This is a genomic window from Massilia sp. Root133, from assembly GCF_001426525.1.
Classification (GTDB): Bacteria; Pseudomonadota; Gammaproteobacteria; order Burkholderiales; family Burkholderiaceae_D; genus Telluria; species Telluria orientalis.
Window position 1 is genome coordinate 360,953 of the sequence record NZ_LMEW01000001.1, and the last position, 20,122, is coordinate 381,074.

Sequence of the window (20,122 nt, forward strand, 5' to 3'; positions counted from 1 at the left end):
GGTCATGTGATCGACTCTACGATGGGAGATTCTTGGAGAGATCGATAACATGAATATTCTAAAATTGTTCTTCAGCCTGGCGCTGCTGTTGAGTGGACTGCCGGCCTGGGCATCCACCCAGGCGGCCCGGCCGGAAGGCCCCTGCGACATCTATGCGAAGGCGGGCGCGCCCTGCGTGGCCGCGCACAGCACCACGCGCGCGCTCTATGCCGCGTACGACGGCCCGCTGTACCAGGTCATGCGCCAGTCGGACGGCAAGACGCGCGACATCGGCGTCGTGCGAGGCGCCGGCTACGCAAACGCGGCGGCGCAGGACGCATTTTGCGCCGACACCTATTGCTGGATCACGATCCTGTACGACCAGTCGGGCAAGCGCAATCACCTGGTCCAGGCGCCGCGCGGCACGTGGACCGGGCCCGCGCTGGGCGGCATGGACAACCTGCCGCTCGCGGACCTGGCGCCGGTCACCATCATGGGGCACAAGGTCTATGGCGTGTACATTGCGCCCGGCATGGGCCTGCGCCTGAACGATACGCACGGCGTGCCCGTCGATGACCAGGCGGGTGGGCAATATGCCGTCATCAATGGCTATCACTACAACGGTGCCTGCTGCTTCGACTATGGCAACGGCGAGATCGACAGCATCGATGACGACAACGGCACCATGGAAGCGATCTATTTCGGTAACGCGAAAGGGTGGTATCGCGGCAGCGGGGCCGGGCCGTGGGTGATGGCCGACCACGAAAACAATCTCGTCGGTTGCGTCAACGACGACAAATCGAAGCTGTGCGCCAACCTGCCCACCCTCGCTACGCGCTTCGTCACCGCCGTCACGAAAGGCAAGCCCGGACATTGGGCAACCCTGGGCGGCGATGCCCAGCGGGGACAACTGGCCGTCATGTACGAAGGCCGCCGGATCGATGCGTCGTACGACCCCATGCGCAAGCAAGGCGCCGTCCTTCTCGGCAATGGCGGCGACAACAGTACCGCGTCGCAAGGCACGTTCTACGAAGGCGCGATGACGGCGCCGCGGACGTATCCGTCCAACGAGACGGACCAGCTGGTCGCCCGGAACGTGGCGGCGGCCCGCTACGACGCGGCTGCCGTGAGTGTCGGGGCCACGTCGGCGTCCGACGTCCCGGCCAGCCTGCACACGTTCGCGCCGCGGGCGTCCAAGGACCTGGCGGTCACGTTCACGAATACGACGGGCCAGCCCGTCCGGGGCGTCGCGCTGTCGCTGGCGGTGCCGAAGGGCTGGCATGTCGACGCGGCCGCGCAAACCATCCTTGATGCGATCGCGCCCGGTCAGAGCGTGCATGCCGTGTTCAAGGTGACATCCGGCGCCGCCCCGTTCAATGGCGATCTGAAAGGCGTGGCGACGTGGGCAGGCCGCACCGAATCGGCCGCCGCGAAGGTGCGCAACGTGGCGCCGGTAAAAATCAACGAATTCCGCCTGAGCGACGGCGCGCGCACGAACGCGACCAATGCGTTCGTCGAGTTATACAACGCCGGCGAGAAAGAAGTCGATATCTCGAACTGGACGTTCGCGCAACACGCGACGCGCGAGCCCCTGTTTTCCAAGGTGAAGATGCCTGCCGGGACCCGGCTGGCGCCGCACGGTTTTTATGTACTGGGCTTGTCCAATTCGGGCCTCGTGCTGCCTGCCCGGCCGGGCGATGCGACCATCCACGTGCGCAACGTCGATGGCATCAAGCCGGGCGACACCATCGTTGTCGGCGACGAAACCCGCAAGGTCGTCCGCGTCGGCACGGCGGCCGGCCAGGCGACGCCGCTGTGGCAGCCGCTGCCGGACGGTCCCATCATCACCATCCCGGCCGGTTCGACGACCGTCCCCGTGACCAGCACCGAAGGTTTTGCCGTCGGCGATACGCTTGCCCTCGGCTACGGCACCGCGTATCCGGTCGATGGGCGCGCGACCGAGCACTACGAAAAAGTGACCATCACCGGCGTCGGCACCGCGGGCAGCCAGGCATGGCTGGGTCTCGATGCGGCGCCAGGTTCCACCAATATCCAGGTGACGTCGACCGCCGGCATCGCCGCCGGCGACAGGATCCGTCTCGACATCGACAGCGCCGATCACGGCATCGATACGGTCACCGTCAAGCACGTGGGCACGGCCGCCCGCCGTACGAGCCTGGCCCGTGATGCCGCTGCGGGCGCCACGACGATCGTCGTGCATGGCGCGATCGGCTTCCCCACGAAGAAGAACGTCGATTACACGCCCGGCAAGGCCGTGATCGGCGCGCCGGGCAAGCTCCAGACCGTGGACATCGTGCGCGTCGAGGGCACGCCGGGCGGCAACCTCACGCTGACCATTTCTCCGGCGCTCGCCCAGGACCACGTGGCCAACGAACCGTTCGTGGAACCGGGCACGGGCCTCGACCTGGCGGCGCCATTGAAGTACCCCCATGCCGCCAACCTGCCGTTCAGCGTGCGCGGTACGGGCATTACCTTCACCCCCGCCACCCGCCATGCGCACTCGAGCAACGAACCGGTGCGCCCGGCGGGCAGCGGAATCGTGCTCGACCGCGCCCTGGCGCGTGCGCATGACACGGATGCCGTCGTGCGCGTGGACACCGTGACCGCCGCGGGATTCCAGGGCACACCGAACCAGTGGTTCGGCGGCCCGGCGCTGTCGCGCGAAGCGGGCAGCATGGTGTTGCGCGATGCGGCGGGGCACGTCGTCGACAGCCTGAACTACGGGGATCTCGTCGATCCATGGGCATCCGGTGGATTCCGCGGCGCCGCCGGCAAGGCCGCCACCTGTCACGCGGCAGCGCCGGGCATCGCCAACGAGCCGACGTGGGACCGCGCACTCCCGGGCATCCCGTTCAGCGGCGCCGTCGCGCAAGTCGACGCGGCCCAGGGCAGCACGGGACGCTATCCCGACGGCCAGGACAACGACAACGATTGCACGGATTTCGTGACGTCCGTCTCGATCCGGACGGGCGCGACGGCGGCGGGCTCGACGAGCGTCAGGGCCGCCACGGTCGCGCACTTTGCGCCCGGCCAGTCCGTCGTCATCGATGCGGGCGACCACGCCGAAACCCTGACGGTCGCCACGGTCGGTTCATCGGGGCTCACCCGTGCCTCGGCGCCCGCCGACAAGGGCGCGACGGTCGTCCGCGTCGACGACGCGCGCCAGTTCGTGGCCGGCCAGCCGGTGATCGTCGGTAGCGGCGCGGATGAAGAGCAAGGTGTCGTCGCCGCGGTGGAGACGGGTTGGCGGACGGGCAAGCTGACGCTCCAGGCGCCGTTGGCCCGCGCCCATGACACGGGCGCCAGCGTATCGGGCACCGGCATCACCCTTGCCGTCCCGCTCGCCAAGGCCCACCCGGCAGGCACGGTGATGACGGCGGCGGGCGACCTGGCGACGCCGGGCGCGCCCAACAACGGTGTCCGCCGTAGCGCTGCCCAGCTCTAGTGCAGCATGGGGCCGGACGAGGGCGCGTAACGTTCCGCGTCGTGCAGCGCGTGATCGATGCGTTCGTCGCCCGGCAGCATCCTGGCTGGCGATTGGCTACGCACGGTACATTCATGGCGTATCGCCATCGTCGACGAACTGCGCCTTGATCGTCTGGTTCGCCACCAGTCCGGGCGGCCTCGGGCAGTTGCAGATGCACAAGTCGTTCTCCAGCGCGACCTGCTTGCCGTTGTAGCGCTCCGGAAGGCGCGGCCCGACGCAGCGGATGACGCCCGTGCTGCCGCACGTCCGGCAAGCGACCGTGTCGCCCTCCAGCGCAACGCGGACGCCGTTGATCGAGACCAGCGCGCTCGCGGAGGTCACGGTGCCGCCGGCCGTGGTGGCCGCACCCAGTGTGATGTGATGTCGCTTCATCTTCCCATGCTGTCACGCGCCGCCGTCGTGGACGTTGTGCAAACCGCCTTGACACGGCGCCGCCGCGCCGAAGCGATTACCATGTCCCGCACCATCGCGTTTTTACGGAGACCTACTGTGCACTTCCTGCTGATCTATGACCTGGCCCCGGACTACCTTGAACGCCGCGGCGCATTCCGCAACGAACACCTGAAGCTGGCCTGGGACGCCCAGCAACGCGGCGAGATCGTCATCGCCGGTGCCCTGGCCGATCCTGCCGACAAGGCCGTGCTGCTGTTCAGCGGCGAATCGTCGGACGCCGCCGAGCGCTTTGCCCGTGCCGATCCGTATGTCGTGAATGGACTCGTCACGCAGTGGCACGTGCGGCCCTGGATCACCGTGGTTGGCCAGGACGCCAGCACCCCGGTCCGCCCGGAGTAATCATTTCGCCGGCAACAGCTTCACGACGAGGTTGTGCGTCGTGAGCGCGATCGAGCGGTCGGGGGCCAGGGCCACACCGATCGGCCGGTCCAGGCTGCCGGGCAGGGCACCGAGGGTGATGCCCGCGTGGCCCGGCACGCCGGCCACGGTGCTCGTCACGTTGTCGAGGTTGATGCGGCGGATCGTCGAGTTGCCCGTGTCGGCGATATAGAGATCGTTGCCGTCGACCGCGATGCCGCTGGGCGCGCACAGGCGCGAGACGCCCGGGCTGCCGTCCACGGCGTCGCAGCGTCCCGGCTGGCCGGCCAGCGTGGACACGACACCCTTGTCATTCACCATGCGGACCGTCGAATTGCCGGTGTCGACGACGTAGACGTTGTTCCAGTTGTCGACGCCCACGTCCTGCGGTTCGCAGAACTGCGCCTGCCCGCCGTTGCCGTCGCGGCTGCCGCACACGCCCGGGCTTCCGGCGACCGTCGTGACGTTGCCGCCCGCGTCGATACGGCGCAGCATGTGGTTGCCGGTATCGGCCACCCACACATTGCCCACGCGGTCCAGCGCGATGCCGCGCGGCTTGCAGAAGCGCGCCGCCGTGCCTTTGCCGTCCGCGCTGCCGCAGGTGCCGTCGCCGGCGATGGTCGTCGTCGTGCCGTCCGGCGCCACGCGGCGGATGACGGAATTGCCGCTGTCCGTCAAGTACACATTGCCGTTGCCGTCCGCGACGAGCCGGCTCGGATCGTTGAAGCGGGCCGCCGCGCCGGTCCCGTCCGCATAGCCGAGGGCGCCGCGCGTGCCCGCCAGCGTCGTCACCACGCCGTCGGGAGAAATCTTGCGCACGGTGGCGCTGGCGCTTTCCGCCACATATAGATTGCCCGCCGCGTCCGCCGCGATGCCCTGCGGACCGTTGAAGCGCGCGCCGCCGCCGGTGCCGTCCTGCGAGCCGGCGCATTGCCCGCAGACGTTGCCCGCGATCGGAAACAGGCCTGTGGCGCCCTGCGGCCGGTCGGGCCAGCTGGGCCAGTCGGGATGGTCGGGCCATGGATGGTCGGGCTCGTGGAACCAGCCGATCCCGATGCCGATGCCCACGTCGCCACCGCAACTGGACAAGCCCAGCAGCAGGACGCCAGACACAAACCAGCGTAGCGTGCGTTCGAAAACTGTCATGGCCTTACCCCGAATGGAAACGGCATCGAGCTTAGCGCGCATCGCCCCGTAGGCCATGCGTGCGCGCAAAGCGTGCCGGCCGCTTGTGTGCAGGTCGGCGGGGCGTCGTGGCGAAGCGACGGCATCACCGGATGCACAAGACACGAGCGGCGCAGAGCTAGCTCTAGGTTAAGATTCCGCACGCAACCACAACCGCTGGAGGATCATGCAATCTGCCGTCAACCTGTGGCCGCTGCTCGGCATTGCGGCCGTGGCCGCCGGATTCGTGTTGCGCGCCAATCCGGTGCTCGTCGTGATCGTGGCCTGCGGCGTGACCGGCTGGGCCGCGCACCTGCCGCTGCTGCACCTGCTGGAATCGCTCGGCACGGCGTTCATCAAGACGCGCAACCTGCCGCTGATCCTGTTGCTGCCGCTGGCCGCGATCGGCCTGCTGGAACGCTTTGGCCTGAAGGAGCACGCGCAGGCCAGCATCGCGCGCATCCGCTCGGCCACGACGGGGCGCCTGCTGACCGTGTACCTGCTGGCGCGCGAGGTGGCCGCCGCGTTCGGCCTCACGAGCCTGGGCGGCCATCCGAACATGGTGCGTCCGCTCGTCGCGCCGATGGCCGAGGCGGCGGCCGAGGCGCGCCACGGGCACCTGCCCGAACCGCTGCGCCAGCGCATCCGGGCGATGAGCGCGGCCACGGACAACGTCGGCCTCTTCTTCGGCGAGGACGTGTTCGTCGCGTTCGGCGCCATCGTGCTGATGCAGACGATCCTGAAAGCCGAGGGCCTGGACGTCGATCCCATCCACATGGCGTTGTGGGGCATCCCGACGGCGGTGACGGCGTTCGTGATCCACGCGTGGAACCTGCGCCGGCTCGACGCCCGCATCCGCCGCGAGACCGCGCGATGATCGTATCTCTCGACTTCTTTTACCTGCTCGTCGGCCTGCTGTTCGCCGCCTGCGCGCTCATGACGCTGGGCGACAAAACGAATCCGCGCCGCTACACGACGGCGTTGTTCTGGGGCCTGTACGCGCTCGTCTACCTGCTGGGCGAACGCCTGCCCCCAAGCGTCGCCGGCGTGCTGATGATCGTGATGGCGCTGGTCGCCGGATTCGGTTTCGTGCGGCCGGGGAAGGCGGACGTGCTGCCGGAAGACCAAAGACAATCCACCGCCGCGCGCCTGGGCAACCGCCTGCTCGTGCCGGCGCTGGCGATTCCCGTCGTGACGATGCTCGGTTCCGTCGTCCTGAAGGACGTCCACGTCGGCATGCGCTACCTGCTGGACCCGAAGAACCTGACCCTGGTGAGCATGGGCTGCGGCAGCATCGCCGCGCTGGCGCTCGCATGCTGGCTCACGCGCGCGACGCCGCTGCAGGGCGTGCGCGAGGCGCGGCGCCTGATCGACGCGATGAGCTGGGCCGTCGTGCTGCCGCACATGCTCGCGGTGCTCGGGCTGCTGTTTTCCGAGGCGGGCGTGGGCAAGGCCGTGGCCTACGTCGCGACGAGTTACATCCCGCTCGATTCGCGCCTGCTGGCTTGCGCCGCGTTCTGCGTAGGCATGGCATTATTTACCGTCGTGATGGGCAACGGCTTTGCCGCGTTCCCCGTCATCGCGGGCGGCATCGGGATTCCCGTGCTGGTCGGGGTGTACCATGCGAACCCGGCCGTGATGGCCGCGATCGGCATGTTCAGCGCGTATTGCGGCACCCTGATGACGCCGATGGCGGCGAATTTCAACATCGTGCCGGCGGCACTGCTCGAACTGCCCGACAAGAATGCCGTGATCAAGGCCCAGCTGCCGACCGCGTTGCCGCTGCTGGGCGCGAATATCGTCCTGTTGTACTTCCTGATGTATCGATGAGCCGACCATGACCGCACCCACCACTCAAGTGCCCACCAGGACCGTCCTGCTGACCGGATTCGAACCGTTCAACGGCGCCACCATCAACCCGTCGTGGGAAGCCGTGCGCGCGCTGGACGGCTGGTCCGGGCCGGGCTTCGCGGTCGTCGCGCGCCAGCTGCCGTGCGTGTTCGGCACCGCCCTCGACGTGCTGCGCGAATCCATCGCGGGCGTCAAGCCCGACATCGTGATCGCCGTCGGCCAGGCCGGCGGCCGTTCCGAGATGTCGCTGGAGCGCGTGGCCATCAACGTCGACGATGCGTCGATCCGCGACAACGCGGGCAACCAGCCCCTCGACACGCCGATCGCGGCCGATGGCCCGGCTGCCTATTTCACCACCTTGCCCGTCAAGGCCATCGTGAAGGCGCTGCGCCTGCGCGGCTTCCCGTCCGGCGTGTCGCAGACGGCCGGCACGTTCGTGTGCAACCACGTGTTCTATGGCCTGATGCACCACGCGGTCGGGCAACCCGTGAAGGCGGGCTTCATCCACGTGCCGTTCCTGCCCGAGCAGGCGGCAGATCGTCCGGAGCGGCCGCCGTCGATGGCGCTGCGCGACATCGTCGATGCGCTCAGGATCGCGGTGGAGGTGGCGGTGGTGACGGAGACCGATACCCACGAGGCGGGCGGCGCCACGCATTGAGGCCGTCACGGGGCCGCGCGCGCCTCGTCCTCGATCACACCCATCAGCCAGTGCAGCGCCGCGTCGTCGTCGCGCCGCGCATGCCATGCCATCGACACGGTGAAGCGGTCCATCGCGATGGGCAGCGCGCTCGACGCCAGCAGGCCCGCCGCGGCCCAGCGGTCCGCCAGCACTTCCGGCACCGTCGACACGATGGCGTTCGCCCCGAGCACGCCGGGCACCGCCGAGAAGCGCGGCGTCGTGTAGCACACGTCGCGGCGCAGCCCGAGCCCGGCCAGTACCGCGTCGGCCGTGCCTTCGACGGCGCCCCGGTAGCTCACCAGCAGGTGCGGCACGGCGACGTACTGCGCCAGCGTCACGGCGCCCGCGAACGGCAGCTGGCGCGGGTCGTACACGCAGCGGAACCCCATCTCGCGCAGCGGCCGCTGATGCTGCCAGCGCGGGCCGGTTCGCAGCGCCGCCACCCCGAGTTCGATCTCGTCCTTGTCCAGCATGTCGCCGACGGCGAACGGATTGCTTTCCTTGAGCACGATGCGCACGCGCGGCGCCAGCCGGCGCACCCGCGTCAGCAGGCCGGGCATCAGCCAGTGCTCGACCCAGTCCGGCATGCCGACGACGAACAGGCGCTCGCTGCTCGCCGGGTCGAAGGCCGGCGGCACGGCGATCGCCTTTTGCAGCAGCGCCACGGCCGGTTCGATGGCCGCTGCAAGGTCGAGCGCGCGCGGCGTCGGTTCCATGCCGCGCGTGCCTCGCACGAGCAATTCGTCGCCGAACAACTGGCGCAGCCGCGCCAGCGCACCGCTGACGGCCGGCTGGCCGAGGAACAGCTTGTGGGCGGCGGCGGACACGCTGCGTTCGCGCATCAGCACAAGAAATGTCACCATCAGATTCAGGTCGACGCCCCTGAAATCATTTTCACTGATTCCCATAATCTCGATAATCGATTTGATTGATGTCGTGCGCCATTGGATCATGGATGCATCGTTCAACGCCAGAGGAGTTCACCATGACCACGCTTTCACCCCTGTTCCTGTCCGCCGCCGTGCTGCTGGCCGCGCCCGCATGGCTGCCCGCCGCGCACGCGGCCGCGCCCCAGGTGCGCACCCAGGCGCCCGGTTTTTATCGCGTGCTGCTCGGCGACGTCGAGATCACCGCGCTGTCCGACGGCACCGTGACCATCGCGCTCGACAAGCTGCTGACGAATACCAGCGCGGCCCACGTGAAGGACGTGCTGGCGTTCCACCACCTCGGCACCCAGGTCGAGACGTCGATCAACGCCTTCCTCGTCAACACCGGCAAACAGCTGGTGCTGATCGATACCGGCGCCGGCGCCAGCTTCGGCGCGCACGGCGGCCACCTGGCGGACAGCATCCGCGCCGCCGGCTATCGTCCCGAGGACGTCGACGCCGTGCTGCTCACGCATATCCACGGCGACCATTCGAACGGCCTGGCGATAGACGGCAAGGCCGTGTTGCCCAACGCGGAGGTGGTGGTGGCCAGGCGCGATGCCGATGCGTGGCTGGATCCGGCCAACCGCGCGAAGGTGCGGCCGGAAAGCGTCCACGTGATCGACGAGGCGCTGGCGGCGTTCGCGCCTTACCGGAAGGCGGGCCGGGTGCGGACGTTCGACGGTCCCGGCGAGGTGGTGCCCGGCATCCGGGCGGTGCCGGTGCCGGGGCATACGCCGGGCCACACGATGTATGAATTGACGGCGGGCGGGCAGACGCTCCGTTTCGTGGGCGACGCGGTGCATGCGAAGGACGTGCAGATGGCGGAGCCGCAGGTGACGATCCGTTTCGACGAAGATGCCGCCGCGGCGCGGCGCCAGCGCGAGACGCTGTTCGCCGACGCAGCGGCGCGCGGCTATATCGTGGCGGCGGCGCACACGCCGTTCCCCGGCCTCGGCCACGTCGAGCGCAGCGGCAGCGGCTACGCGTGGGCGCCGCTGAATTACAGTTCGCTGCGCTAGACGATCACTCGCCGGCCGGATGCAGGATCTTGAGGAATGCCCGCACCACCGGCGCATCGTCCTGCGTCGGATACGTGATGTACAGATTGGCCGACGGTGGATTGGTACGCACCGGCAGGAAGCGCACGCCGGGCCAGCCGATGCGGCTCGTCGTCGCCGGCATCAGCGCCACGCCGAGTCCCGCGCCGACCATCGCGAGCAGGGTCTGCGGCTCCGCGGCTTCCTGGAAGATCGTCGGCTGGAAGCCCGCGTTGACGCAGCACTGGATCAGGTAGCGCGGCTCGGCCGACTGGTCCAGGTGCAGGGTCAGCATCGGCTCGTCGGCGATGGCGATCAGTTCGATCGCATCCTGCTGCGCGAGCGGATGCTGGGCGTTGATCGCGATGCACACGTCTTCGCGGAAAGCCAGTTCCTGGCGCAGGCCGGCGTTCCTCAGCATGTCCTCGTCGATCTTCGGCTCGCGCCAGAAACCCACGTCGATCTGCTTGCCGCGCAGCGCGTCCCACTGGTCGTTCGGGCCGAGTTCGTGGATGGTCCACGTCACGCGCGGGAACTGGCTCTGGAATTGTTCCAGCAGGCCGGGGATCGGGCCCCACATCGCCGAACCGACGATGCCCACGCGCAGGCGGCCCACTTCGCCGCGGTCGATCTGGCGGATGGTGTCGATGGTCATGCGCATGCGGCCCAGCAGGTCGGCCGCTTCGTGCATCAGCGCCTTGCCGGCCACCGTCAGCTCGAAGCTGCGCGTCGTGCGCGCGAACAGGCGCACGCCCAGTTCGCTCTCCAGCTTCATGATCTGCTGCGACAGCGGCGGCTGCGAGATGTGCAGGCGCTCGGCGGCGCGGCTGAAGCTTTTTTCTTCGGCCACCGCCAGGAAGTATTTCAGTTGCTTCAGGTCGATCGACATGATGGTCTCAAACGTGGGCCGCCGCGTGCAGCGCCACCGCGAGGCGGGCGCCGACGAGGGCATTGTGCTTCACGAGCGCGATGTTCGTGGCGAGACTCCGGCCGCCCGTCAGGTCCTTGATGCGGGCCAGCAGGAACGGCGTCACGGCCTTGCCTTTCACGCCCTGGTCGGCGGCCTCCCGAAGGGCCTGCGCGATGATGCCGTCGATCTCCTCGTTCTTCAGCGCGGATTCCGCCGGCACCGGATTGCTGACGACGACGCCGCCCGTCAAACCCAGCTGCCACTTGGTGCGGATGAAGCGGGCCTGCTGTTCCGGCGTGTCGAGCTGGAAGTCGGCGTTGAAGCCGGATTCGCGCGTGAAGAACGCGGGGAAGCCGGGCTGGCCGACGCTGACCACCGGCACGCCATGCGTCTCCAGGTATTCCAGGGTGAGGCCGATGTCGAGGATGGATTTCACACCCGCGCACACGACGGCGACGTTGGTGCGCGCCAGTTCCTGCAGGTCGGCGGAGATGTCGAAGCTCGTCTCCGCGCCGCGGTGCACGCCGCCGATGCCGCCCGTGACGAACACCTCGATGCCGGCCAGCGCCGCGCAGATCATCGTGGCGGCGACCGTCGTCGCGCCCAGCTTCTTCTCGGCCAGCACGTACGCGAGGTCGCGCCGGCTCACTTTCAACGCATCTTTGGCGGTGCCCAGTTGTTCGAGCTGGTCGTCGGCCAGGCCCACGCAGATGCGGCCGTCGATGAGGGCGATGGTGGCCGGCACCGCGCCGGCGTCGCGGATCACCTGCTCGACCTCGCGCGCCGTCTGCACGTTCTGCGGGTACGGCATGCCGTGCGAGATGATCGTCGACTCGAGCGCGACGACGGGTTTGCCGGCCGCGCGCGCGGCTTGCACTTCGGGGGAAAACTGGAGGAAGGCTTGCATGTTCAGTCCTGTGAAATCGGAGGGGATTCGGTGGCGAGGCTGTCCGGTCCCAGGCCAGGATGCACGGTCTCGGGCACGCCCAGGGTGAGGGCCGACAAATGCAGGCCGCGGCGGCACGCGAGCACGAGGTCTTCGGTCCCGGCGTCCTGCACGAGCGACCAGCAGACGGCGGCGGCGAACGCGTCGCCGGCACCCGTCACGTCGACGACGTCGACCGCCGGCGCGGGCAGGTCGACGATGGCATCGCCCGCGCTGACGAGGACGCCGCGCGCGCCGCGCGTGACGATCAGGTCTTGCGCGCCCTGGGCCTGCACGGCGCGGATGGCCTCCGCGAGCGCAGCGTCGTCGACCAGCGGACGCCCGACCCGCGCCGCCAGCTCGCCGGCGTTGAGAATCAGCAGGCGCACGCCGGACAGGTCGTCGGGCAGGCGCGCCATCTTCGGTTCGGACACGGCGACGAGTACGAGCGGCGTCGCGTTGCGGCGCGCCTGGTGGGCGAGGGCGGCAACGGTGTCGCGCGGCAGGTTCAGGTCCGCGACGACGAGCGCGGCGCCCGCGAGCTGCGCCTGGCGCGCGTCGACGAACGCCGGCTCCATGCGGTCGTACAGCGCCATGTCGGCCAGCGCGACGACCATCTCGCCGTCGCGGTCCAGCACGGCCGTGTAGGTGCCGCTGCAGCAGCCGTCGAGACGCAGTGCGCCGCGCACGTCGATGCCGAGGCTGTCCGCGTGGTCGAGCAGGGCGGCGCCGGAGGAATCCGCGCCGATCGCGGTCAGCAGCGCGACCGTCGTGCCCAGCCGGGCGAGGTTCTCGGCGATGTTGCGCGCCACGCCGCCGAACGATTCGCTCTGGCTGGCCGGGTTCGACGTGCGCAGGGCGATCGTATCCGTCGAGCGCAGCTTGCGGTCGAGGTTCGCCGCACCCACGCACACGACGGGGCGGTGGTCCGGCAGCACGTAGGCGCGCCCGAGCAGCTTGCGCTCGCGGATCAGGCCCGCGATATAGCCGGCGACCGCGGAGCGCGACAGCCCGAGCTGGTTGGCGAGCTCCTGCTGCGAAATGAAAGGATTCGCGCGGATGGCCTCGTAGAGCTGTTGTTTCTTCGACGGTTCTGTCACGATGACGAATAGTTTAAACTTTTGTTTTTCATATTAAACATTTGTTTGCGCAAGGTCAACGCGGACATATGCATGGCTAAAGTCTAGTGCGAATTTATTGCGTGAAGATATAAATACCCCAGAAAAATGGTATTTGCCAACACAATCGGCATTCATGCATAGTTGACATATTTTGGTGCATCCCGCCGCCCCATCCTCGACCAGACCGCGACAATGACTACTCACCAGTTCAGCAACACCCCCTTCGAAGCCGCCGACGTCATCCGCGCCCGCAAGCCGGGCTTCATGCCGCGCGTGGCCCTGATCCTCGGTTCCGGCCTCGGCGTGCTGGCCGAGCAGATGGAGGATGCGGTATCGATCAGCTATGCCGACCTGCCGGGCTTCCCGATCAGCACCGTGCACGGCCACGCGGGCGAACTGGTGCTGGGTACGCTGGCGGGCGTGCCGGTCGTGTGCATGAAGGGCCGCGGCCACTTCTATGAAGGCTATGGCCCGGCCGTGATGACCTCCGCCGTGCGCACCTTCAAACTGATCGGCTGCGAACTGCTGTTCGTGACGAATGCCGCCGGCTCGCTGCGTCCGGAAGTGGATGCGGGCAGCGTCGTCGTGCTGACGGACCACATCAACCTGCTGCCGGGCAGCCCGATGGCCGGCCCGAACGACGACCGCTTCGGCCCGCGCTTCTTCAGCATGGCCAATGCGTACGATGCCGACATGCGCGACCTGATCAAGGCCACGGCGGCGGAGAAGAACATCACCGTGAACGAAGGCGTGTACCTCGCCTGCCCGGGCCCGAACTTCGAAACGGCCGCCGAGATCCGCGCGTTCAAGGCGCTGGGCGCGGACGTCGTCGGCATGTCGGTCGTCCCGGAAGTGATCTCGGCCCGTCATTGCGGCCTGAAGGTCGCGGGCATGTCCGCCATCACGAACCTGGCCGAAGGCCTGACCCCGTTCCCGCTGTCGCACGAGCAGACCCTGAAGTATGCTGCGGTTGCGGCCAAGGATATGGTTACGCTGATTCACGGGTTTATTGAACGACTGGGTAAAACGACTAACGCGGCCTAAACACACCGTCGTTCCCGCGGACGCGGGAACCCATGCTGAGGTGCCGGCAATCGTTACGGGTAATGCCGACGCTGTCGAGTTCCGGGCTTCAGTATGGATTCCCGCCTTCGCGGGAATGACGTGTTATCTGACTTGGAAAAATAGACATGTCACGCGCATTCATCCTCCTGCTGGACTCCTTCGGCCTGGGCGCCTTGCCCGACGCCGACAAATACGGCGACACGGGCGCCAACACGCTCGGCCACATCGCGAAGTGGGCCGCGGATGCGGGCAAGCCGATGTCGCTGCCCACGCTGGAAACCATCGGCCTCGGCGCCGCCGCGCACAAGGCGAGCGGCGAATGGCCAGCGGGTTTTGCGAAACGCGACGGTTTCACGGGCGCCTGGGGCGTCGCGCGCGAACGCTCGACGGGCAAGGACACGCAGAGCGGCCACTGGGAAATCGCCGGCGTGCCCGTGCTGTTCGACTGGGGCTACTTCCCGAAGACGGTGCCCACGTTTCCGCAAGAGCTGACCGATAAACTGGCCGGGATCACGAACGTGCCGGGCTGGCTGGGCAACTGCCACGCGTCCGGCACGACGATCATCACGGAACTGGGCGACGAGCACGTCGCTACGGCTAAGCCGATCATCTACACGTCGGCCGACTCCGTGATGCAGATCGCCGCGCACGAAGAGCATTTCGGCCTCGAGCGCCTGTACCAGGTGTGCGAAGCCGCCTATGAGCTGGTCAAGCCGTACAACATCGGCCGCGTGATCGCGCGTCCTTTCACCGGCAGCAACGGCAACTACAAGCGCACGAGCAACCGCCACGATTACGCGGTGCCGCCCGTCGCGCCGACCTTGCTGGACCACGTGAAGGATGCCGGCTTTGAGGTCATCGCGCTGGGCAAGATCAGCGATATTTTTGCCGGCCAGGGCGTCACGCAACTCATCAAGGGCGCCGACAACATGGCGCTGTTCGACCGCCTGCTGGAAGTGACCGATACCGCGCCGGACAAGTCGCTGACGTTCGTGAACTTCGTCGACTTCGACATGCACTTCGGCCACCGCCGCGACGTCGCGGGCTACGCGAACGCGCTGCACGAACTGGATGCGCGCCTGCCGGACTTCATCGGCAAGCTGAAAGAGGGCGACCTCGTCGTCATCACGGCGGACCACGGCTGCGACCCGACGTGGGCCGGTTCGGACCACACGCGCGAACACATCCCGATGCTGTTCTTCGGCCCGGCCGCGCCGGCGCGCGAGCTGCCCGTGTCCGACACGTTCTCCGACATCGGCGCCACCCTGGCGCACCACCTCGGCGTCAAACCTACTGCCAACGGAACCGCTTTGCTATGAGCCCGAACCTCGATTTCAAACGTAATACCGCGATCGATCTTGACCTGGGCTGGATCAACCACCTGAAGGTCAACCGCAACGCCGCCGACCGCCGCGCCGCGAGCCTCGCGAACCGCCGCACGGTCAAGAAGGAATACCAGGCCGCGTGGCTGATCCGCGCCATCGAGTGCATCGACCTGACGACCTTGTCCGGCGACGACACCCCGGGCCGCGTCGAGCGCCTGTGCCGCAAGGCGATGCGTCCGCTGCGCGCGGACCTGATGCAGGCGCTGGGCCTGGACTCCCTGACGACGGGCGCCGTGTGCGTCTACCACGAGATGATCCAGCCGGCCGCGCAGGTGCTGCAGGGCCGCCTGCCGATCGCCGCCGTATCGACCGCGTTCCCGGCCGGCCTGTCGAGCCTCGAAACGAAGATCCGCGAGATCGAACTGTCCGTGGCCGCGGGCGCCACCGAGATCGACATCGTCATCACGCGCCAGCACGTCCTGACGGGCAACTGGCAGGCGCTGTACGACGAGATGGTCGCGTACCGCCAGGCGTGCGGCGAGGCGCACGTGAAGGCGATCCTCGCGACGGGCGATCTCGTCACTTTGGAAAACGTAGCAAAAGCATCGTGGGTCTGCATGATGGCAGGCGCCGATTTCATCAAGACATCGACCGGCAAGGAAGGTGTGAACGCGACCATTCCCGTGTCGCTGGTGATGGTACGAGCGATCCGCGAGTACTATGAACGCACCGGCTACAAGGTCGGCTACAAGCCGGCCGGGGGTGTGTCCTCCGCCAAGACCGCATTGCAATACCTGACCGTGATGAAGGAAGAGCTGGGCAACGAATGGCTGCAACCGCATTTGTTCCGCATCGGTGCTTCCAGCCTCCTGACCGACATCGAGCGCCAGCTCGAACACTACGTCACGGGCAGCTATTCGGCCGCCCACCGTCACGCGCAACCTTGATCGATCGGACCTGTCATGCCCACTATTAAAGAGATTCTGCAAACGATGGATTACGGCCCCGCACCCGAGAGCACCAAGGAAGCGCAAGCATGGCTGGACGCCCATGGCCGCCGTTTCGGCCTGTTCGTCGACGGCACCTGGACGGATGCCGAAGGTGACGACACTGCGACGTTCGGCTCGTTCAACCCGGCCGACGGCAGCGAGCTGGCGCAGGTGACGCAGGCGAGCCAGGCCGACGTCGACCGCGCCGTGGACGCCGCGCGCCGCGCGCAGCCGGGCTGGGTCGCCCTCGGTGGCCACGGCCGCGCGAAAGTCCTGTATTCGCTGGCGCGCCTGCTGCAAAAGCACGCGCGCCTGTTCGCCGTGCTCGAGACGCTGGACAACGGCAAGACGATCCGCGAAACGCGCGACGCCGACCTGCCGCTGGCCGCCCGTCATTTCTACCACCACGCCGGCTGGGCCCAGCTGCAGTCGGAAGAATTCGCGGACTACCGCGCCGTCGGCGTCGTCGGCCAGATCGTGCCGTGGAACTTCCCGCTCTTGATGCTGGCCTGGAAGATCGCGCCCGCGCTCGCCGCCGGCAACACCATCGTGTTCAAGCCGGCCGAGTACACGTCGCTGACCGCCTTGCTGTTCGCCGAGATCTGCCAGCAGGCCGGCGTGCCGGCCGGCGTCGTCAACATCGTCACCGGCGACGGCCGCGTGGGCGAGGCGATCGTCAACCACCCGGGCATCGACAAGCTGGCGTTCACCGGCTCGACGGAAGTGGGCCGCATCATCCGCAAGGCCACGGCCGGCACGGGCAAGAAACTGTCGCTGGAACTGGGCGGCAAGTCGCCGTTCATCGTGTTCGACGACGCCGACCTGGATGCGGCCGTCGAAGGCCTCGTCGATTCGATCTGGTTCAACCAGGGCCAGGTCTGCTGCGCCGGTTCGCGCCTGCTCGTGCAGGAAAGCGTCTACCCGCGCTTCATCGAGAAGGTCAAGGCGCGCATGCAGAACCTGCGCGTCGGCTCGCCGCTGGACAAATCGAACGACATCGGCGCGCTCGTCGATCCGGTGCAGCAGCAGCGCATCCACGGCCTCGTGGAAGCGGCGCGTGCCGAAGGCTGCGAGATCTGGCAGCCGCAAGGCGAAACGCCGGTTGCCGGTTCGTGGTATCTGCCGACCCTGATCACGGGCGCGTCGACGTCGGCCACCGTGTCGCAGACCGAGATCTTCGGCCCCGTGCTCGTCGCGTCGAGCTTCCGCACGCCGGGCGAAGCCGTGCAACTCGCGAACAACACCGTGTACGGCCTGGCCGCGTGCGTGTGGAGCGAGTCGATCAGCCTCGCGCTGGACGTCGCTCCCCAGATCAAGGCCGGCGTCGTGTGGATCAACACGGCGAACCAGTTCGATGCCGCGTGCGGCTTCGGCGGCTACAAGGAATCGGGCTTCGGCCGCGAGGGCGGTAAAGAGGGCATGACGGAATACCTGGTGCCGCTGGCGGAAGATGCGCGTCCGGCCGCACCGGTCGTGGCAGAGAAGGGCAAGGTAAAACTGGCAAGTGGCGACAGCCCGTTCACGATCGACCGCACGGCGAAGCTGTACATCGGCGGCAAACAGGCGCGCCCGGACGGCGCGTACAGCCGCGCGATCCATGGCGCGGGCGGCGAGTTCCTGGCCGACGTGGGCGAGGGCAACCGCAAGGACATCCGCAACGCCGTCGAAGCGGCGCACAAGGCGTCCGGCTGGGCGAAGGCGACCGCGCACAATCGCGCGCAGGTGCTGTACTACATCGCCGAGAACCTGGCGATCCGCGCCGACGAATTCGCGGCGCGCATCTTTGCGCAGACCGGTGCCAAGGATGCCGAAGGCGAAGTAAAAGCGTCAGTCGAGCGCCTGTTCTACTGGGCCGCATGGGCCGACAAATACGACGGGCTGGCGCATCAGCCGCCGATGCACGGCATCACCGTCGCGCTGAACGAACCGGTGGGCGTGATCGGCATCGTGTGCCCGAACGAGAACCCGCTGCTGGGCTTCATCTCGCTCGTCGCGCCGGCACTGGCGCTGGGCAACCGCGTCGTGGCGGTGCCGTCGGAAGCGCATCCGCTCTCAAGCACGGACCTGTACCAGGTGCTGGACACGTCCGACCTGCCGGGCGGCGCGCTGAACATCGTCACGGGCAGCCACGACGAACTGGCCCGCACGCTGGCGTCGCACTTCGACGTGGATGCCGTGTGGCGCCACGATGGCTCGGCGGAAGGCTGCGCGGAAGTCGAGCGCCTGTCGGCCGAGTCGCTGAAGCGCACGTGGACGGGCGGCGCGAAAGGGCGCGACTGGTTCGATGCGAAGCAGGCGGGCGGGCGCGCGGTGCTGCAGCACGCGAGCCAGGTCAAGAATGTGTGGATTCCGTACGGCGTTTGAGGCCCGGAACCCCAAGCCCGTCATTCCCGCGCAGGCGGGAATCCATACTGAGGCACCGAAGTCGACTTCGATCGCTCAGCATGGGTTCCCGCTTCCGCGGGAATGACGTTTTAGAGAAAACTCTTAAACGGGATAACCTATGTTCCTCCCCCAGGAAATCGTCCGTAAAAAACGCGACGGCGGCACCTTGACCGCGGAAGAGATCCGCTTCTTCGTGCGCGGCATCCCGGACGGCAGCGTCACCGAAGGCCAGATCGCCGCGCTCGCGATGGCCGTTTACTTCAACGACATGTCGATGGACGAGCGCGTCGCGTTCACGCTCGCGATGCGCGATTCCGGCCAGGTCATGGAGTGGAAGTCGCTGGACCTGCCCGGCCCCGTCGTCGACAAGCATTCGACGGGCGGCGTCGGCGACGTCGTGTCGCTGATGCTCGGCCCGATGGTCGCGGCATGCGGCGGCTTTGTCCCGATGATTTCCGGCCGCGGCCTCGGTCACACGGGCGGCACGCTCGATAAATTCGATTCGATTCCCGGCTATTGCACCGTGCCGGATCCGGAACTGTTCCGCAAGATCGTCAAGGACGTCGGCGTCGCCATCATCGGCCAGACCGCGCAGCTGGCGCCGGCCGACAAGCGTTTCTACAGCATCCGCGACACGACGGCCACCGTGGAATCCGTCGCCATGATCACGGGCTCGATCCTGTCGAAGAAGCTGGCGGCGGGCCTCGACGCCCTCGTCATGGACGTCAAGGCCGGCAGCGGCGCGTTCATGCCGACGTATGAAAAATCCGTCGAGCTGGCGGAATCCATCGTCCACGTGGGCAACGGTGCGGGCACGCGCACGTCCGCGATCCTGACCGGCATGAACGAGTCGCTGTGCCCGGCGGCCGGCAATGCCGTCGAGGTGCGCGTCGCGATCGACTACCTGACGGGTAAATCGCGCCCGGCCCGCCTGCACGAAGTGACGATCGCGCTGTGCGCCGAGATGCTCGTCATCTCCGGCCTCGCCGCCACCGACGAGGCAGCGCGCGCCAAGCTGCAGCACGCGCTGGATTCGGGCGAAGCGGCCGAGCGTTTCGCGCGCATGGTCAAGGCGCTGGGCGGTCCGGCCGACCTGATGGACAATCCGGACGCGCACCTCGCCAAGGCGCCGGTCGTCGTGCCTGTGCCGGCGCTCGAATCGGGCTACGCGTACGCGACGGATTGCCGCGGCCTGGGCCTGGCCGTCGTCGGCCTGGGCGGCGGGCGTATCCGTCCACAGGACCCGATCGACTTCGCCGTCGGCCTCACGGACCTCGTCGAGCTGGGCACGCGACTGGAAGCGGGCCAGCCGCTGGCGCTCGTCCACGCGCGCACGCAGGATGCCGCGCAACGCGCCGTGCGCGAAGTGCAGGCGGCCTACCGCATCGCGGCCGAACAGCCTGCCGCGCAGCCGATGATCTACAAGACCATTCGCCCATAAGATC

The 20,122-nt window shown here is 67.8% G+C and carries 17 protein-coding genes; 11 read left to right on the top strand and 6 right to left on the bottom strand.

Annotated features, from left to right (window positions below):
* Positions 1-49 precede the first annotated feature (49 nt).
* The gene (locus tag ASD28_RS01660) at positions 50-3,445 is read left to right on the top strand and encodes an arabinofuranosidase catalytic domain-containing protein (RefSeq protein ID WP_082577009.1); all 3,396 of its coding nucleotides are present in this window, start codon (positions 50-52) and stop codon (positions 3,443-3,445) included.
* Positions 3,446-3,556: 111 nt separating this feature from the next.
* Here ASD28_RS01660 and ASD28_RS01665 read toward each other — a convergent pair whose 3' ends face one another.
* Entirely contained in the window at positions 3,557-3,859 is a 303-nt protein-coding gene (locus ASD28_RS01665) for a PAAR domain-containing protein (protein WP_056122949.1), read from the bottom strand.
* A 117-nt stretch (positions 3,860-3,976) separates the two neighbouring features.
* On the opposite strand from ASD28_RS01665, the gene ASD28_RS01670 reads away from it, so the two are divergent.
* A complete protein-coding gene (locus ASD28_RS01670) occupies positions 3,977-4,279 on the top strand; it encodes a YciI-like protein (protein WP_056122953.1) in 303 nt (100 codons plus the stop codon).
* On the opposite strand, the gene ASD28_RS01675 is transcribed toward ASD28_RS01670, so the two are convergent.
* Complete coding sequence (locus ASD28_RS01675; protein WP_056122956.1) at positions 4,280-5,443, bottom strand: hypothetical protein; 1,164 nt, start codon at positions 5,441-5,443, stop codon at positions 4,280-4,282.
* A 205-nt stretch (positions 5,444-5,648) separates the two neighbouring features.
* Between ASD28_RS01675 and ASD28_RS01680 the strand changes: the two genes are divergently transcribed.
* The 3 genes from ASD28_RS01680 to pcp are packed head-to-tail and all read left to right on the top strand — an operon-like array spanning position 5,649 to position 7,970.
* Complete coding sequence (locus ASD28_RS01680) at positions 5,649-6,338, top strand: DUF969 domain-containing protein (protein ID WP_056122959.1); 690 nt, start codon at positions 5,649-5,651, stop codon at positions 6,336-6,338.
* Entirely contained in the window at positions 6,335-7,291 is a 957-nt protein-coding gene (locus ASD28_RS01685) for a DUF979 domain-containing protein (RefSeq protein ID WP_056122962.1), read from the top strand. The genes ASD28_RS01680 and ASD28_RS01685 overlap by 4 nt, the downstream gene beginning before the upstream one ends.
* Before the next feature lie 7 nt (positions 7,292-7,298).
* Positions 7,299-7,970: a pyroglutamyl-peptidase I gene (gene pcp, locus ASD28_RS01690; protein WP_056122966.1), complete on the top strand. Its 672-nt coding sequence runs from the start codon at positions 7,299-7,301 to the stop codon at positions 7,968-7,970.
* 5 nt (positions 7,971-7,975) lie between these two features.
* On the opposite strand, the gene ASD28_RS01695 is transcribed toward pcp, so the two are convergent.
* Positions 7,976-8,854, bottom strand: coding sequence for a LysR family transcriptional regulator (locus ASD28_RS01695; RefSeq protein ID WP_229411890.1), 879 nt, complete (start codon positions 8,852-8,854; stop codon positions 7,976-7,978).
* A 122-nt stretch (positions 8,855-8,976) separates the two neighbouring features.
* Between ASD28_RS01695 and ASD28_RS01700 the strand changes: the two genes are divergently transcribed.
* A complete protein-coding gene (locus tag ASD28_RS01700) occupies positions 8,977-9,939 on the top strand; it encodes an MBL fold metallo-hydrolase (protein WP_056122972.1) in 963 nt (320 codons plus the stop codon).
* 4 nt (positions 9,940-9,943) lie between these two features.
* Here the strand turns inward: ASD28_RS01700 and ASD28_RS01705 are convergent, their stop codons facing one another.
* The 3 genes from ASD28_RS01705 to ASD28_RS01715 are packed head-to-tail and all read right to left on the bottom strand — an operon-like array spanning position 9,944 to position 12,892.
* Positions 9,944-10,846, bottom strand: a complete 903-nt coding sequence (locus ASD28_RS01705; RefSeq protein WP_056122975.1) for a LysR family transcriptional regulator — start codon at positions 10,844-10,846, stop codon at positions 9,944-9,946.
* Between the two features lie 7 nt (positions 10,847-10,853).
* Positions 10,854-11,774: a pseudouridine-5'-phosphate glycosidase gene (locus ASD28_RS01710; protein WP_056122979.1), complete on the bottom strand. Its 921-nt coding sequence runs from the start codon at positions 11,772-11,774 to the stop codon at positions 10,854-10,856.
* A 2-nt stretch (positions 11,775-11,776) separates the two neighbouring features.
* Positions 11,777-12,892, bottom strand: coding sequence for a carbohydrate kinase (locus ASD28_RS01715; RefSeq protein ID WP_056122982.1), 1,116 nt, complete (start codon positions 12,890-12,892; stop codon positions 11,777-11,779).
* Positions 12,893-13,105: 213 nt separating this feature from the next.
* On the opposite strand from ASD28_RS01715, the gene xapA reads away from it, so the two are divergent.
* The 5 genes from xapA to deoA all read left to right on the top strand — a co-directional run bounded on the left by xapA (position 13,106) and on the right by deoA (position 20,118).
* Complete coding sequence (xapA, locus tag ASD28_RS01720) at positions 13,106-13,957, top strand: xanthosine phosphorylase (protein ID WP_056122985.1); 852 nt, start codon at positions 13,106-13,108, stop codon at positions 13,955-13,957.
* A 146-nt stretch (positions 13,958-14,103) separates the two neighbouring features.
* Positions 14,104-15,297: a phosphopentomutase gene (locus ASD28_RS01725; protein ID WP_056122988.1), complete on the top strand. Its 1,194-nt coding sequence runs from the start codon at positions 14,104-14,106 to the stop codon at positions 15,295-15,297.
* Complete coding sequence (deoC, locus tag ASD28_RS01730; RefSeq protein WP_056122992.1) at positions 15,294-16,250, top strand: deoxyribose-phosphate aldolase; 957 nt, start codon at positions 15,294-15,296, stop codon at positions 16,248-16,250. Before ASD28_RS01725 ends, deoC begins: the two co-directional genes overlap by 4 nt.
* 15 nt (positions 16,251-16,265) lie before the next feature.
* Positions 16,266-18,656, top strand: a complete 2,391-nt coding sequence (locus ASD28_RS01735; protein ID WP_371831800.1) for an aldehyde dehydrogenase family protein — start codon at positions 16,266-16,268, stop codon at positions 18,654-18,656.
* A gap of 139 nt (positions 18,657-18,795) precedes the next feature.
* Complete coding sequence (deoA, locus tag ASD28_RS01740; RefSeq protein ID WP_056122999.1) at positions 18,796-20,118, top strand: thymidine phosphorylase; 1,323 nt, start codon at positions 18,796-18,798, stop codon at positions 20,116-20,118.
* Positions 20,119-20,122 lie beyond the last annotated feature (4 nt).